Below are 250 nucleotides of genomic sequence, written 5' to 3'. Positions count from 1 at the left end.
CCTCTTGATGAAGATCGTGTTTTCGACCTGCGAGCCAGGAACTACCGACTGATGGATGCCATTGAGCCGCTCATCAGCCAGACCCGCGAGCTGCTGTGCCAGACGGAGACGGTACTGGTTCTAACTGATCCAGATGGGACGATTCTCGACCTTGCTGGTGATTCGCGTATCGTTGGCCCCCTTGGCGAACTCCGCTTAATACCCGGTTGTAACTGGACCGAACGCACTGGTGGGACCAACGCGATTGGCA

Annotated in this window: 1 pseudogene; it reads left to right on the top strand. The window is 56.8% G+C overall.

The features are described 5' to 3' along the window. A pseudogene (locus tag SB772_RS43900) lies at positions 1–250 on the top strand (sigma-54-dependent Fis family transcriptional regulator); the annotation flags it as partial.

Origin of the sequence: Paraburkholderia sp. SIMBA_030 (genome assembly GCF_046535245.1) — a bacterium.
Taxonomy (GTDB): Bacteria; Pseudomonadota; Gammaproteobacteria; order Burkholderiales; family Burkholderiaceae; genus Paraburkholderia.
Note: the sequence above shows the minus strand (reverse complement) of the source record. Positions and strands in the feature narration are given on the sequence as shown.